The sequence below is a fragment of the Serratia sp. HNCC26DJ244 genome, from assembly GCF_057180565.1.
In genome coordinates, this window is sequence record NZ_JBXUGO010000021.1 from 65373 (window position 1) to 79843 (window position 14471).

The window sequence follows — 14471 nt, forward strand, 5'->3', positions numbered from 1 at the left end:
CTATCCGTTGCCATTCAAACCCTGGTGGCGTACCACCTGAATGACAACGGGTACATGAGGTCAATACCAAGCCAGTTGCAGAGCAATCCCCCACATCACCCCCCCCACCAGCAGGTTGATAACACGCTGTGCCATTTGAGTCTGCAACCAGGGGGCCAACCACGCAGCTAGCAGGGCTAAAGCAAAGAACCAGAGAATGGAAGCGCTGGCTGCCCCCAAGGCAAACCATAAACGCATCTCCTCCATCAGTTGCCCCCCCAAACTACCGAGGACCACAAAGGTATCGAGGTAAACATGGGGGTTCAACCAGGTGACTGCCAGCATCGTGACCAGAATACGCCAGCGGCTCTGTTGCATCTCTAGCGCGGCGACCTGTTCAAGGTGCTGGCTGAAAGCCGCACGGAAGGCCCCCCAGCCATACCACAACAGGAAAGCCACCCCACCCCAGGTCACCACGGTTAACAGCATTGGCGAGCGGCTTAGCAACGCGCTACCACCGAAAATACCCGCACAGATTAAGGCAATGTCACTCAATGCACATAACGAGGCAATCATCAGATGATACTGGCGGCGGATCCCCTGATTCATCACAAAAACATTTTGTGGACCCAGCGGCAAGATCATCGCGGCACTCAGCATAAGTCCCTGCAAATAAGTGGTTAACATAGATTCCTACTGGAGATAAAAAATAGCGTCTGTGTGGTTCAATACGCTCATCATACGAAGAGAAAATCATTAGGAGAAATAGATAATTCTAATCAGCCATCAATATTGCTAATACTCGCTCTGTGACCAAGTAACGCAGCAAACGAATCAATCCCCAGCCTTGCTCATCAGTGAGGGGAGCGAATAAACGCCCCCTAATGACGCTCAGTATCAACAACAGCATTTCTAGCTATTGTTCACCTGCTTGGCTCACCTGCTTGGCTCACCTGCTGTAAATGCCCCCCATTTAAGGCATGGTTACACCAATATGGTGAGCATCTAGCTGACGTTTAAAGTTTTCTATCAAATCATGGTAGACATCCCAATACTCAGCGCTACTGGTCCAACTACGGGTAACAAAATTGAGTGCCGCTGGGGCTATTTCATTCAAGCGCACGGTGACGCCTTTATCATGCATAATACGTTTATCGGCAGCGATCACCTCCCCCAGCACTTGTTTCACCAGGTCGATATTAGCGTGATAAGCCACACTCACCATAATATCCACGCGGCGCTCTTGCTCGCGGGAAAAGTTGATAATATTGCCAGCAATGATTTTACCGTTCGGTATCACAATCATTTTATTGTCGCCAGTACGCAACGTGGTGGAAAAAATATGTACCTCATCTACCGTACCAGCGACCCCACCAAGATCAACAAACTCACCTGCCCGCATTGGGCGGAAAGCCACCAGCAACACACCTGCGGCAAAGTTGGAAAGGGAGCCTTGCAATGCCAAACCCACAGCCAGACCCGCGGCGCCTAACACCGCAATCACCGAGGTCGTCTGTACCCCCACCCGCCCCAACACCGCAATCAGGGTAAATGCCAAAATAGCATAACGCGCCATCGTCGCCAGAAAACCCGCCACGGTATCATCAATACCACGCAGTTTCATCACACGCCTCAAGGCATTACTGACGATACGCGCAACCAGCCAACCAATAATAAGAATGATGATTGCCGCGACAATATTCACCACATATTGCAACAGTAAATCCTGATGGGTCACGACCCAGTTACTGGCCTTATTAATATCTTCTATTACATTAAAATCTTTCATTTTGAGGTCCCACGACTAAGCCCCTGAGGGGTAAAATAAGCAAAATAGACTAAAGAAGTAACAACGGTATAAAAACGACAAGCTAAGGGTAACCAACCTTTTACTACAATGCCATCTGTACTGGAAAACGCTCTGGCAGGTAGGGTATATCCCCGTCACCAATCAAACCGCAGCGGTGTTGGCTGCGGTTATTCGCCTCATCCCTAAGGCCGCTGCAAGCAGCGTTAAAATCCGTTAGAAATCAATTCCCTGTAATTTCCCCTTCGGGTTGCCGCAAAGCGGTATTCAAATTGATTCCTGACCGATTTGTCCAGGCGGATTTGTCCCTCACCCGAATCACTTACCCTAGTAAGCTCATCGGGATTAATGAATCTCATCCATGAGCTTCGCCCTGCGGACCAACGCAAGTGCTGTTCAAAACGCACAGCGGTTTGTCCTGCAACTTGATTGAACTTGGGTATATATCGATTAATGTCGGGGCGGGATTACTGAATTAAAAATGAAATTACTGAATTAAAAAATAGAAAGGCTCCCAATGGGAGCCTTCGTTATCAATGCCTATGGCCTAGATATTACAGCACGTCGATGGCATTCAACTCTTTGAACGCCAATTCCAGACGGGTAATCATCGTGGTCTGGCCTGCACGCACCCATACACGCGGATCATAGTATTTCTTGTTTGGCTTGTCGGCACCTTCTGGGTTACCCAGTTGGCCTTGCAAATAAGCTTCGTTCTTTTTGTAGTAATTCAGTACACCTTCCCAAGTTGCCCACTGGGTATCGGTATCGATGTTCATTTTCACTACACCGTAGCTGACGGCTTCTTTGATTTCAGCCGCAGTAGAACCTGAACCACCATGGAACACAAAGTTCAACGTATTGTGCGGCAGGTTATGTTTCTTGGAAACATACTCTTGGGAATCACGCAGAATAGTCGGGGTCAGTTTTACGTTACCTGGCTTGTAAACACCGTGTACGTTGCCAAAAGAGGCTGCAATGGTGAAACGTGGGCTGATAGCGTTCAGTTTCTCGTAAGCGTAATCAACATCTTTAGGTTGAGTGTACAGGGCAGAAGCATCCATATGGCTGTTATCCACACCATCTTCTTCACCACCGGTGCAACCCAGTTCGATTTCCAGCGTCATACCGATCTTCGCCATACGCGCCAGGTACTTGCTGCAGATTTCGATGTTTTCTTCCAGTGACTCTTCAGACAGGTCAATCATATGAGAAGAGAACAGAGGTTTACCGGTCGCGGCAAAGTGCTTCTCACCGGCATCCAGCAATGCATCCAACCATGGCAGCAATTTCTTGGCACAGTGGTCAGTGTGCAGGATCACTGGCACACCATAATGCTCCGCCATCTGATGCACATGATGAGCGCCAGAAATTGCACCCAGAATAGCAGCACCTTGTGGGACATCGGTTTTAACGCCTTTACCAGCGATAAACGCAGCACCACCGTTAGAGAACTGAACAATCACTGGAGCACGCACTTTGGCGGCTGTTTCCAGCACGGCATTGATGGAGTCAGTCCCCACACAGTTTACTGCAGGCAGTGCAAAATGGTGCTCTTTGGCAATAGCAAAGACTTTCTGAACGTCATCACCTGAGATGACACCCGGTTTTACGAAATCAAAAATTTTAGACATGTGGTTTCGCCCTATTTCGTTGGCCGTGTACCCGTCACGCTCTCAAGTGACAACATGAAAGCGGGCAAGTAGCGATGGATGAAATTCCCCGCATCGCAACTGTCATCGCAATTGTGGGGAATAAAACAAGCGGGAGGCCAATCTCCCCCCGCTAATGCCTGAATTACTTCTTGGCGCGCTCTTCCAGCATGACTACTGCTGGCAGTTGTTTGCCTTCCACAAACTCGAGGAAAGCACCGCCACCGGTAGAAATATAGGAGATTTTGTCAGCAATACCGAACAAATCGATCGCAGCCAGTGTGTCGCCACCACCAGCAATAGAGAAAGCGTCGCTATCGGCGATAGCCTGTGCAACAATTTCGGTCCCTTTACGGAAGTTAGGGAACTCGAATACGCCCACCGGGCCATTCCACAGAATGGTTTTGGCATCTTTCAAGATCGTGGCCAGACGCTGTGCAGACACATCCCCCAGATCCAGAATTTGCTCGTCGTCTTTGATATCACTAGCTGACTTCAGGGTCGCGGTAGCGGTTTCAGAAAACTCAGTGGCTACGCGCACATCGGTAGGAACAGGAATATCACAGGTCTCCAGCAGCTTTTTCGCTTCAGGGATCAAATCAGCTTCATACAGGGATTTACCCACATTGTGCCCTTGAGCGGCCACAAAGGTGTTGGCAATACCACCACCGACGATCAGTTGATCAGCGATTCTGGACAGGGAATCCAGCACCGTCAGTTTGGTAGACACTTTAGAACCACCGACAATCGCCACCATTGGGCGTGCTGGGTTGCCCAGTGCTTTGCCTAGCGCTTCCAGTTCTGCCGACAACAGCGGGCCAGCACAAGCAATAGGAGCAAACTTACCCACGCCATGGGTAGACGCCTGCGCACGGTGTGCAGTACCAAAGGCGTCCATCACATACACGTCGCACAGCGCTGCATATTTCTTGGACAGGGCTTCATCGTCTTTCTTCTCGCCTTTATTGAAGCGGACGTTTTCCAGAACCACCAGTTCCCCAGGAGCCACTTCCACACCATCCAGATAATCCTTCGCCAGACGTACTGGTGATGTCATATGCTCTTTCAGGTAGTTGACCACTGGCAGCAGAGAGTACTCTTCATTGTACTCACCTTCGGTAGGACGCCCCAGGTGGGAAGTGACCATCACGCGCGCGCCTTGCTTGAGTGCTGCTTCGATAGTCGGTAGGGAGGCACGGATACGTGCATCGGACGTCACTTTACCGTCTTTCACTGGTACGTTGAGATCAGAACGGATCAAAACACGTTTACCGGCCAGATCCAGATCGGTCATCTTAATTACAGACATGGTGAACCCTCTTGGTTGATTCTCTTCAAAGTTGCCTGAGTGGTGCACCAACACAACGCTGGTGCCACCTTAGACTTGTTAAAACAAGCCCTTACTAGAAACCGCTTGCGGCCATTGCCAGTGTGGTATCCAACATCCGGTTGGCAAAGCCCCATTCATTGTCACACCAGACCAGGGTTTTGATCAGGTGCTGCCCACTAACCCGAGTTTGCGTACCATCAACGATGGCACTGTGCGGATCATGGTTAAAATCGATGGAAACCAGTGGTACTTCTGTGTAGTCAACTATACCACGAAATGAACCCTGTGCCGCCTTTTGCAACAGCTGGTTGACCTCGCTCACCTGTACCGGAGAACTAACGCTGACGCTGAGATCAATGGCGGTCACATTAATCGTGGGTACCCGCACCGAAATAGCTTCAAAACGATCGCAAAACTGCGGAAAAATACGCGTAATACCAGCAGCCAACTTGGTATCCACCGGAATAATCGATTGGCTCGCCGCACGGGTACGCCGTAAATCCGAGTGATAGGCATCTATCACCGGTTGATCGTTCATTGAGGAGTGGATGGTGGTGACAGTCCCGGATTCAATGTGGTAAGCATCATCCAGCAGTTTAATCACCGGAATAATGCAATTGGTGGTACAGGAGGCATTGGACACAATCCGGTGCTCTTTACGTAGTGTCTGGTGGTTAACCCCAAACACAATAGTGGCATCCAGATCATTGCTGCCCGGGTGAGCAAACAGTACCTTCTTGGCCCCTGCCTGCAAATGAGCTTCACCATCCGCCTTGCTGCCGTATACCCCGGTGCAATCGAGCACTACATCAACCCCCAGTTCCCGCCAGGGTAACTGTTGCAATACCGGTTGATGCAGTAAGCGAATGTTATCATCCCCAACGCTCAGCACATCAAGCTCCTGGCGTACATCCCAGGCAAAACGACCGTGGCTGGAGTCATACTTCAGCAGGTGCGCCATCCCCTCAGCCTCAGCCAATTCATTGATGGCGACAACAGAAATGTCAGCGCGTCGTCCTGATTCATACAGCGCGCGCAAAACGCTGCGGCCAATACGCCCAAAACCGTTGATTGCTATGCGGATGGTCATGCTACTCCTTGGGAACGCGTCTTTACGCCAGTGATCGTCATTTATACTCGCCATACTGCAAATTGCAGACAACCCCAGCAACCTGAATGATGACGACTATAGCGTACTTTAGCGCGCCGCTTACTGTGAACCACTCTATTCGTTATTCCTCAAACTTGTGCGGTCTATCGCAACCCTTCACACTGACCTGACGTTTCCACTCGCAACCCTACCAACTGAAACGCTTCAGCTGAGGATAAACCAAAGCTTTACCAAAAGGAACAGGTGCAATAAGCCACCTGACAAGTTCAGCTGATTTTACCCAAATAAAATGATCTAGCGCACATTTTCACACCCGGTTTGACATAGACTCTAAGCCTGTGTTTATTCAGATACCTACCACCTGAATAACCACGGTTCGATGATTTTTCTACTAACAACCCAGAACTGGATATGACTGAATAATAGGACTAGGAGCCCAAATGAGTGAAGTTAAAGTCGTTGCCTTGATTACCGCTACCCCTGAACACCGTACCGCCGTAGAGCAAGCGCTGCGTGCTATGGTGGCACCAAGCCGTGCTGAAGCGGGTTGCCTGCAGTACGACTTACATCAGGAAGTGGACCACCCCGACGCTTATGTATTTATTGAACGCTGGGCCTCAGCACAAGCCCTGCAGGAACATACCGAAACCAACCACTTCCGTGCTTTTCTGGCTGAACTAGAAGGGAAACTGGTTAGTCTGGAAGTGAAAAAAGTGACGCCGTTGTAAGAAGCGGGTCGTCATTCAAATCGCCGGGAGAATTGCCCTACTCCCACAAAGAATCAGGGGCGAAATATTCGCCCCTGATAGCACAACTGAAAACCCGATTACTTCAACAACGCTTTCGCCTTGGCGACCACGTTATCCACGGTGAAACCGAACTCTTTAAACAGTTGGTCTGCCGGAGCTGACTCACCGAAGCTGGTCATACCCACAATGGCACCGTTCAGGCCAACATACTTGTACCAGTAATCGGCAATGCCTGCTTCCACCGCCACACGGGCCGTTACTGCGGCAGGCAGTACAGACTCACGGTAAGCAGCATCTTGCTTATCGAAGGCATCGGTAGATGGCAGAGAGACGACCCGTACTTTATGCCCTTCGGCACTCAGTTTGTCTGCCGCTTCCACGGTGATGCCCACTTCAGAACCGGTAGCAATCAGGATCACGTCCGGAGTACCAGCACACTGTTTCAGCACATAACCACCACGGTAAACATTAGCCAATTGCTCAGCACTACGTGGCTGCTGGGTCAGGTTCTGGCGCGAGAATACCAGCGTGGTTGGGCCGTCATTGCGCTCGATACCATATTGCCAGGCGATAGCGGATTCCACCTGATCACAAGGGCGCCAGGTGCTCATGTTTGGCGTGGTGCGCAGGCTAGCCAGTTGCTCAACCGGCTGGTGGGTTGGGCCATCTTCACCCAGGCCGATGGAGTCATGGGTGTAGACAAACAGGTTGCGCAGCTTCATTAATGCCGCCATACGCACCGCGTTACGGGCATATTCCACAAACATCAGGAACGTTGCTGAATACGGCAGGAAACCACCGTGCAGCGCAATACCGTTAGTGATGGCGGTCATACCGAATTCACGCACACCGTAGTGGATGTAGTTACCCGCCAGATCATCACTCAGTGATTTAGAGCCAGACCACATGGTCAGGTTGCTCGGTGCCAGGTCAGCAGAGCCACCGAGGAATTCTGGCAGAATTTTGCCAAAGGCTTCCAATGAGTTCTGTGAGGCTTTGCGGCTGGCAATATTGGCCGGGTTAGCCTGCAACTGCTCAACAAACTTCTGCGCTTCGACTTTCCAGTTAGCAGGCAACTCACCATTCACACGGCGTTGGAACTCCGCTGCCAATTCTGGGAAGGCTTGGCGGTAGGCTGCCAGCTTTTGATCCCAGGCATTCTCTCTGGCTTTACCAGCTTCTTTGGCATCCCACTGTGCGTAAATCTCTTGCGGGATTTCAAACGCCGGATATTTCCAACCCAGTGCTTCACGGGTAGCCGCCACTTCCGCCGCACCCAATGGAGCGCCGTGCGAATCGTGGGTACCCGCCTTACTTGGCGAACCGAAGCCGATCACGGTTTTACACATCAGCAGTGAAGGCTTGTCAGTCACTTTACGTGCTTCTTCAATTGCCGCTTTGATAGATTCGCTGTTATGGCCATCTACGCCGCGCACCACGTGCCAGCCGTAGGCTTCAAAGCGCTTGGCCGTATCATCGGTAAACCAACCCTCTACGTGGCCATCAATGGAGATGCCGTTATCGTCGTAGAACGCGGTGAGTTTACCCAATTTCATGGTGCCCGCCAGGGAACAGGCTTCGTGTGAGATGCCTTCCATCATGCAACCATCACCCATAAAGACATAGGTGTGGTGGTTGACAATGTCATGCCCTGGGCGGTTGAACTGCGCCGCCAGCGTGCGTTCAGCAATGGCAAAGCCCACGGCATTGGCTATCCCCTGCCCCAAAGGCCCGGTGGTAGTTTCTACCCCTGGGGTATAGCCGTACTCTGGGTGGCCGGGAGTTTTGGAGTGCAGTTGGCGGAAGTTTTCCAGTTCGCTCATCGGCAAATCATAACCGGTGAGGTGCAACAGGCTGTAAATCAGCATGGAGCCATGACCATTAGATAGGACAAAACGGTCACGATCAGCCCAATGTGGGTTAGTCGGGTTGTGGTTGAGGTAATCACGCCACAGAACTTCAGCGATATCTGCCATCCCCATCGGGGCACCCGGATGGCCGGAATTGGCTTTTTGGACAGCGTCCATACTGAGTGCGCGGATAGCGTTGGCAAGTTCTTTACGAGAGGACATGTTTTACTCCAAGTCGGATTTAAAAAGCAGTCAGTTTTTCTATTTTCTCAGACTCTGCATCAAAACGGCAATCTCTAATGGTAAATGCGAGTGAGATCACAACTTATCGGCACATTAGTACCGTGTTTCGCTGTAAGCCGTGTTTCGCTGTAACACTATACCTATTGTTGCTCAAATTGCAGCACTCTTGGCGGGGAACTCACCTTGATTATTTGACTGGCACCCGAACAAAGGGATATAACGCGCAGGGTACTTACAATTGATAGGGTATCTCCGCTCCCCTGGCCTCATCTAGGTTACGTAAAGTTGCAGATCAGCGCCACAGGCATGGATAGCCCCTTTTACCATCACAGGAAGATAGTTTCATGAAGATACGTATTTCTTTAATTGCATTGAGTATTACTGCGCTATTAAGCGGTTGCCAAAACCTGAATACCAATACCTTGATGCAATCCGGCGCTCAAGCCTTCCAGGCCGCGACACTGAGCGACAACGACGTGATAGCACTGAGTGATAAATCTTGTGCCGAGATGGACAGTAAAGCGCAAATTGCCCCGGCAAACAGCGACTATGCCAAGCGCTTGAACAAAATCGCCGCTGCATTAGGGGATAACATCAACGGCACGCCAGCTAACTACAAAGTTTACATGACCAACGACGTGAATGCCTGGGCCATGGCCAATGGCTGTATCCGCGTTTACAGCGGTCTGATGGATATGATGACCGACAACGAAGTGGAAGGCGTACTGGGGCATGAAATGGGCCACGTCGCGCTGGGTCATACTCGCAAGAAGCTACAGGTCGCTTACGGAACTGTCGCCCTGCGCACTGCGGCCTCTTCAGCAGGCGGAGTAGTGGGTTCCCTCTCCCAGTCACAGTTGGCTGACTTGGGTGAAAAACTGGTTAATGCGCAGTTTTCACAAAAACAGGAAAGCGAAGCGGATGATTACTCGTTTGATTTGCTGAAAAAACGCGGGATTGACCCGAATGGTCTTGTCACCAGTTTCGAAAAACTGGCCAAAATGGAAGGCGGGCGCAAGAGCAGTATGTTTGATGACCACCCTGCTTCCGAAGCCCGCGCACAACATATTCGCGACCGTATCGCCGCCGGTAAATAACTGTTTTATAGCTAAAAAAGTTCAAGTTGCCAGACAAAACGCTGACCGTTTTTAACTGGCAACTTGAATAAATTTGGGTATATCTCACTGTTATTTTTGAATTTAGACTGATCGATGCAGCAACTGACCTTTTTACTCAGTTAGTGACCACTGTTGCGCAACATGCAATATGCGTAAAACCTCTACGGTTGTACCATTAACCTGATAGATCAGAACGTAATTGGGCCGAACAACCACTTCTCTGGTGCCATTAATACGACCCCACTTTATACATCTCAGGCCGCTCACGGGCTCGCTCTGCGGCTTTCTCAAACGCATCATCCAGTAACGCTGCAGCCTGGGGATTACCTCGGGCGATATAATCCATTATCTTTTCCCTGTCTACCAAGGAGATGGGTTTCCATTCCAACCCCAACCGCATTAAGGCACCTTACGTAAAGCGGCTTTACGGGCGGCGAACTGATGCTTAGCTTCTTCATGTGACACTGCTGGTCGAGGATCATCCATTGATGCCTGCACCTGCTCTCTGAACCAAGCATCATAAGCAGCCGCTTCATGTGCCCGCTTTAACGCAATTGAACGGTCTGGGCGAGCATGCCTCGGCAGGCGCTCTGAGGTGAAGTTAGATGCATCAACATCAAACCGTACAATACCGATATCTTTCAAATAGTTCACAAGTGTCTCCAATCGCTTAAATAGCCGTACCTGCCGACTACGCTGTGCGGCTAATGACCGCTCCAACAAACCATATCTGACGACCAATACCCACCCACCCTGGGTGCCAACAACATGAGCCGCAGAGACGGCTCCCGCCTCAACCAAGTGATGCAGGGTAGAATGATCGATAGTTTCCGTTGCCATAAAATCGCTCTCTGGTGATATAGCGCTGCAATTAATAATATTGATTATTGCAATTTACTATAGATTGCGCATTAAGCAATAAAAAACAGCATATCGTCACCAGATGCTTTAAATGGGGTTATGCCATAGCTAAACCGTACCTACTACCGCCTCTTTCCGGTATTGCGAGGCAGGTAGCATGGCGTACCGTTCTGTTACAGGCTAAGCAGATAGACTGCGACGTGAATCCATAGAAATCAGTACCACGGAAGATAAAATCAGGAAGGTACCGACCCAATCGTGGAAGGTAAAAACCACCCCCAAGAGCAATAATGACAGCAGTGCACTGCTAAGTGGTTCAGCACAACTGAGCACACTGGCTTTCGAGCCGCCAATGACCTGAGCACCTTTAAGATAGAGGCTAAAGGTCAAGGCAGTGCCAAACAGCACAAGGTAGAGATAGGCTAATGATAAGCGGAGATTGACCACAAAATCGGGGGTTTTCCCGGCATAAAATGGCACCATCATCAGCCCCCCCAGTAACATACTCCAGCCAACAATCGGTAATGTGCCATAGCGGCTAATCAACTTTGGTGGATAAGTCACATAAAATGCAGCTGCAAAAGCTGACGCAATACCCCAGAACAGGGCGGCATGTGAGACAGAAAGTGAAGTGGGATCACCATGAGTGACCAGCAAGAACATCCCTGCCAGTGAGGTGATAATTGCAACAAGCAGCACGCCACCGGGGCGTTTCTTGCGTACTAGTGCAAACCAGGTGACGATGATCGAAGGGGATAAAAATTGCAGTATCGTTGCGGTGGCGGCATTCGAGTGTTCAATCGCCAAAAGAAAGGTTAACTGCACTATCATTGCGCCGAACAGAGAAAATACCAGCAATCTTATGATATCTTTGCGGTTTTTCAGTATCGCAAACACCTTGTCACCGTGCACCAGGGCGATCATCAGTAAAATCGGCCCAGCCAGCAACAAACGCGTCATGGTCAAAAATGGCGAGGGAACCTGCCCCTGCTCAATAATATATTGCGCACACACCCCTGAGCTCCCCCACAATATGGCAGCAGCTAAGACGCTCAGTATCCCTTTTTTGGTGGAGCCCATTTTTGATCCAGCAGATAATTAATAGATGGAATTCAATATGCCGAGAATATCACAAAAATTATAGGGAATAATGCACTTACCCCCAGAGAAAACGCCTCAGCCGCTGTCAGAACGTCGCTGATAGATAAGGGCCCACAGGCCCCCCCTGACGGGGATACTGCAAGAGCCGCGTTCAAGCCTGAAGCCGGCAAACTTGCCGCCTCCGCCACTATAGAGGGCTAGGCTCTTAGAGTTGGATTAAACTTGGGTATAGAATAAGGGAAGCACTCAACAAGCCGGGGATTACCCATGTCGACCATGCAGCCAACGGAAAAGCTGGCAAGAAATAACCACGCTAAAGGCAAGCTGTCTAGTGGTAAATTCATCATCAGAGACCTGATAACTGATGAGCCATTTCGGTGCAAAGCATGACACAGAGCGAGCACAGTAAAACAGTGTGGTCGCTTTACATGCTGCGTATGTCAGGCGGTATGTTGTATACCGGTATCACCACCGATATCCCCCGGCGGTTGGCACAACATCAGGCAGGCAAAGGGGCGAAAGCCCTGCGTGGCAAAGGACCACTGACGCTGGTATTTCATTGCCAAGTCGGCGACCACTCCAACGCACTCAAGCTGGAATATCGGGTTAAACAATTGAGCAAAAAACAGAAAGAGCAGTTGATTACCAGCCTACCGCACTCTCTGGAGCCGCTATTGCCCATCGAAGAGCTGAAGCGCAGGCAGTTGAACGCACCGTAAAGTCTGCGAAAATGACCGATTGATCATTTACTCGCCATGCCCCTGGCGGCAATATCGCTAGTGTGTAACCACCCTACATAACCAAACGTTAGGATAACTTGAATTGAAAATGGAAAAAGTATCATCTCCTATAGCCGTTTTTTTTAGTGCGTTGATGCTGATGGTTAGTAGTGCTCAGGCTCAACAACAAGAGATGAATGCAGGCGAGATCGATGACATCGCCACGCTATCAATGCCCGAAGCGGAAAAACGTCTGAATTATCTGATAGCCGAAACCAACGATACTATTCAAACCCTTGAGCAAGCGATTAAGATGGTGCAGAACATAAAGTTTGAAGTCTCTCCCGGTAAACCAGGAGTCGATTATCGAACTGAATCGCCCATCCGATATGAAAAAACCTTCACACCATTAACGACACAGCAACTGGTCAACAGGTTGAATAGCCAAAAAACACAGACGACTAGTTTCAAGCAAGCTATTACCTCTACAGGCTCAGAGATCCGTTTTTCCAATAAGCCATTGGAGAAACTGTTTGCTGATGCATGGCCAAAGGATAATGAACCGGACCTACAATATAAAATCACCCAGGTTTCCTTCTGGGATGGTAGTGAACAAAAATTGCAACCGGTTATTATTTCTGAGGCAGATGACGGCTACTACTACCTCAGTGCCAGCTCGACGTTTACATTACCCACCAGTAAACCGATAAAAGGTATCGAATTCGAAATCCGTTATCCCTCTTACAGCTCTTTTAAAAAAGTCGTTCTGAATAAAGATCAGCCCAAAATGACCACTGACGATGGTTCAAGCTATCAGCTTATCAGTATTAAAGGGGGCAAAGTGTCATTACAACTGGCCCTGCCTGAAGCATCACATTATCTGGTGGAGGGCTTGACTGCTTCCGGACAGGTATTACCAAGAACTGGCAGCAGTTTCGCTTCGATGCCCTCTGATGAGCAACTACAACAGTTTAAACAGTATCGTGATGACTTGGTGAAAACACGTCGTGATATTAACCAATTCACCGATAGCAAAGCGTTACAGGCGCATCTGGAAAAACTCACCGACGAGCGTAAAAAAGCGTTGGAAAAAAATAATAAAAAACAGATCCAGCAGGAAGTAAAATTTGTGGCACAACCTGAATCTGTGGTGATCTATCTTCTTGCCATGCAGGAAAAAAGCAATACATTCAACCAAACGCTCACCAATGAACTGGCTGAGCAAGATCGCTATATTGCCAAAGATGATGCCAGCAACACCTTCGGTTTGGTCGATAAAAGCGGCAATTGGGTGATCAAACCGCAGTTTCACAAAATTGAACAAACTGATATCAGCGGTATCTACCTGATGACCGATGAGGGTTCATCCCATAAAGATAAAGATACCGATGTCGTGACCACCGAGCTCATCTATACCTATATGTCATTCGATCCGCAAACACGACAATTAAAAAAACTGCCATTTAAAGATATCAATAAGCATGTCGGTGACAACTAGTTGGAATCATTTACAGGGTCTTCACTCTCCGTGACAATTTCGCCCCTCAAACCTGAATAATTCCAACAATGGGTAGGTAACAAAAATAACAAGGGCGAGTCACCTCGCCCCTGATTTTCTAGATCACATTCTCTCAATAGTATTATCTCAATAAAAACAGTCCGTTAGAACGTGTATTTCACCCCAACCATCACCGCTTTATTGTCATAACCATGTTCACCAATTTGATTGGTCAAGTTACCCCAAACAGTGAAGTCTTTATTTAACTTGCCTTCAGCCCCCACTTGCACTTCGACCAGATGGCGGTTACCCGTCTGTTGCAGGGTGGTACCATTCATGGAAACACCGGACATCTGGCTATTGCCAATGTAATTAACCGCCGCATAGGTGGTGAATACCGTCTTGCCCGTTTTATCCCCCGCCATCTGCATATCATTGGCGAACTTCACACCT

Annotated in this window: 15 protein-coding genes; 4 read left to right on the top strand and 11 right to left on the bottom strand. The window is 49.4% G+C overall.

The window, feature by feature from the left end:
- Nucleotides 1-60: 60 nt before the first annotated feature.
- The 5 genes from argO to epd all read right to left on the bottom strand — a co-directional run bounded on the left by argO (nt 61) and on the right by epd (nt 5858).
- A complete protein-coding gene (argO, locus tag AC2A06_RS15515; protein WP_484380864.1) occupies nt 61-666 on the bottom strand; it encodes an arginine exporter ArgO in 606 nt (201 codons plus the stop codon).
- Between the two features lie 286 nt (nt 667-952).
- Entirely contained in the window at nt 953-1768 is an 816-nt protein-coding gene (mscS, locus tag AC2A06_RS15520) for a small-conductance mechanosensitive channel MscS (RefSeq protein ID WP_023489747.1), read from the bottom strand.
- Between the two features lie 572 nt (nt 1769-2340).
- Entirely contained in the window at nt 2341-3420 is a 1080-nt protein-coding gene (gene fbaA, locus AC2A06_RS15525) for a class II fructose-bisphosphate aldolase (RefSeq protein ID WP_023489748.1), read from the bottom strand.
- Nucleotides 3421-3583: 163 nt separating this feature from the next.
- Nucleotides 3584-4747 (bottom strand): phosphoglycerate kinase, encoded by a 1164-nt coding sequence (pgk, locus tag AC2A06_RS15530; protein ID WP_473197006.1) that lies wholly within the window; start codon nt 4745-4747, stop codon nt 3584-3586.
- Between the two features lie 94 nt (nt 4748-4841).
- Nucleotides 4842-5858: an erythrose-4-phosphate dehydrogenase gene (epd, locus tag AC2A06_RS15535; RefSeq protein ID WP_484380865.1), complete on the bottom strand. Its 1017-nt coding sequence runs from the start codon at nt 5856-5858 to the stop codon at nt 4842-4844.
- Between the two features lie 461 nt (nt 5859-6319).
- Between epd and AC2A06_RS15540 the strand changes: the two genes are divergently transcribed.
- Complete coding sequence (locus AC2A06_RS15540) at nt 6320-6607, top strand: putative quinol monooxygenase (RefSeq protein ID WP_023489751.1); 288 nt, start codon at nt 6320-6322, stop codon at nt 6605-6607.
- Between the two features lie 98 nt (nt 6608-6705).
- On the opposite strand, the gene tkt is transcribed toward AC2A06_RS15540, so the two are convergent.
- Nucleotides 6706-8700 (bottom strand): transketolase, encoded by a 1995-nt coding sequence (gene tkt / locus AC2A06_RS15545; protein WP_484380866.1) that lies wholly within the window; start codon nt 8698-8700, stop codon nt 6706-6708.
- Nucleotides 8701-9065: 365 nt separating this feature from the next.
- On the opposite strand from tkt, the gene loiP reads away from it, so the two are divergent.
- Nucleotides 9066-9818 carry a metalloprotease LoiP gene (gene loiP / locus AC2A06_RS15550; RefSeq protein ID WP_023489753.1) on the top strand — a complete coding sequence of 251 codons (753 nt, stop codon included), beginning with the start codon at nt 9066-9068 and terminating at the stop codon, nt 9816-9818.
- 132 nt (nt 9819-9950) lie between these two features.
- On the opposite strand, the gene AC2A06_RS15555 is transcribed toward loiP, so the two are convergent.
- The 4 genes from AC2A06_RS15555 to AC2A06_RS15570 all read right to left on the bottom strand — a co-directional run bounded on the left by AC2A06_RS15555 (nt 9951) and on the right by AC2A06_RS15570 (nt 11780).
- Entirely contained in the window at nt 9951-10106 is a 156-nt protein-coding gene (locus AC2A06_RS15555) for a type II toxin-antitoxin system RelE/ParE family toxin (RefSeq protein ID WP_484380867.1), read from the bottom strand.
- Complete coding sequence (locus AC2A06_RS15560) at nt 10069-10185, bottom strand: hypothetical protein (RefSeq protein ID WP_484380868.1); 117 nt, start codon at nt 10183-10185, stop codon at nt 10069-10071. Before AC2A06_RS15560 ends, AC2A06_RS15555 begins: the two co-directional genes overlap by 38 nt.
- A 53-nt stretch (nt 10186-10238) precedes the next feature.
- Nucleotides 10239-10679, bottom strand: a complete 441-nt coding sequence (locus AC2A06_RS15565; RefSeq protein WP_484380869.1) for an antitoxin PaaA2 family protein — start codon at nt 10677-10679, stop codon at nt 10239-10241.
- 201 nt (nt 10680-10880) lie between these two features.
- A complete protein-coding gene (locus tag AC2A06_RS15570) occupies nt 10881-11780 on the bottom strand; it encodes an EamA family transporter (protein WP_484380870.1) in 900 nt (299 codons plus the stop codon).
- A gap of 407 nt (nt 11781-12187) precedes the next feature.
- On the opposite strand from AC2A06_RS15570, the gene AC2A06_RS15575 reads away from it, so the two are divergent.
- On the top strand, nt 12188-12520 hold the full coding sequence (locus AC2A06_RS15575; protein ID WP_023489757.1) for a GIY-YIG nuclease family protein: 333 nt from the start codon (nt 12188-12190) through the stop codon (nt 12518-12520).
- 109 nt (nt 12521-12629) lie between these two features.
- Nucleotides 12630-14018, top strand: coding sequence for a WG repeat-containing protein (locus AC2A06_RS15580; protein WP_484380871.1), 1389 nt, complete (start codon nt 12630-12632; stop codon nt 14016-14018).
- 164 nt (nt 14019-14182) lie between these two features.
- Here the strand turns inward: AC2A06_RS15580 and AC2A06_RS15585 are convergent.
- The coding region (locus tag AC2A06_RS15585) for an autotransporter outer membrane beta-barrel domain-containing protein (protein WP_484379315.1) at nt 14183-14471 on the bottom strand (289 nt) is incomplete at its 5' end.

Excerpts from the sequence above, each read along its gene's own strand:
- mscS (WP_023489747.1), bottom strand. The coding sequence starts at position 1,768 with ATGAAAGATTTTAATGTAATAGAAGATATTAATAAGGCCAGTAACTGG.
- AC2A06_RS15570 (WP_484380870.1), bottom strand. The coding sequence starts at position 11,780 with ATGGGCTCCACCAAAAAAGGGATACTGAGCGTCTTAGCTGCTGCCATA.
- fbaA (WP_023489748.1), bottom strand. The coding sequence starts at position 3,420 with ATGTCTAAAATTTTTGATTTCGTAAAACCGGGTGTCATCTCAGGTGAT.
- AC2A06_RS15540 (WP_023489751.1), top strand. The coding sequence starts at position 6,320 with ATGAGTGAAGTTAAAGTCGTTGCCTTGATTACCGCTACCCCTGAACAC.
- AC2A06_RS15560 (WP_484380868.1), bottom strand. The coding sequence starts at position 10,185 with ATGGATTATATCGCCCGAGGTAATCCCCAGGCTGCAGCGTTACTGGAT.
- argO (WP_484380864.1), bottom strand. The coding sequence starts at position 666 with ATGTTAACCACTTATTTGCAGGGACTTATGCTGAGTGCCGCGATGATC.
- loiP (WP_023489753.1), top strand. The coding sequence starts at position 9,066 with ATGAAGATACGTATTTCTTTAATTGCATTGAGTATTACTGCGCTATTA.
- epd (WP_484380865.1), bottom strand. The coding sequence starts at position 5,858 with ATGACCATCCGCATAGCAATCAACGGTTTTGGGCGTATTGGCCGCAGC.
- AC2A06_RS15565 (WP_484380869.1), bottom strand. The coding sequence starts at position 10,679 with ATGGCAACGGAAACTATCGATCATTCTACCCTGCATCACTTGGTTGAG.
- AC2A06_RS15580 (WP_484380871.1), top strand. The coding sequence starts at position 12,630 with ATGGAAAAAGTATCATCTCCTATAGCCGTTTTTTTTAGTGCGTTGATG.
- pgk (WP_473197006.1), bottom strand. The coding sequence starts at position 4,747 with ATGTCTGTAATTAAGATGACCGATCTGGATCTGGCCGGTAAACGTGTT.
- tkt (WP_484380866.1), bottom strand. The coding sequence starts at position 8,700 with ATGTCCTCTCGTAAAGAACTTGCCAACGCTATCCGCGCACTCAGTATG.
- AC2A06_RS15575 (WP_023489757.1), top strand. The coding sequence starts at position 12,188 with ATGACACAGAGCGAGCACAGTAAAACAGTGTGGTCGCTTTACATGCTG.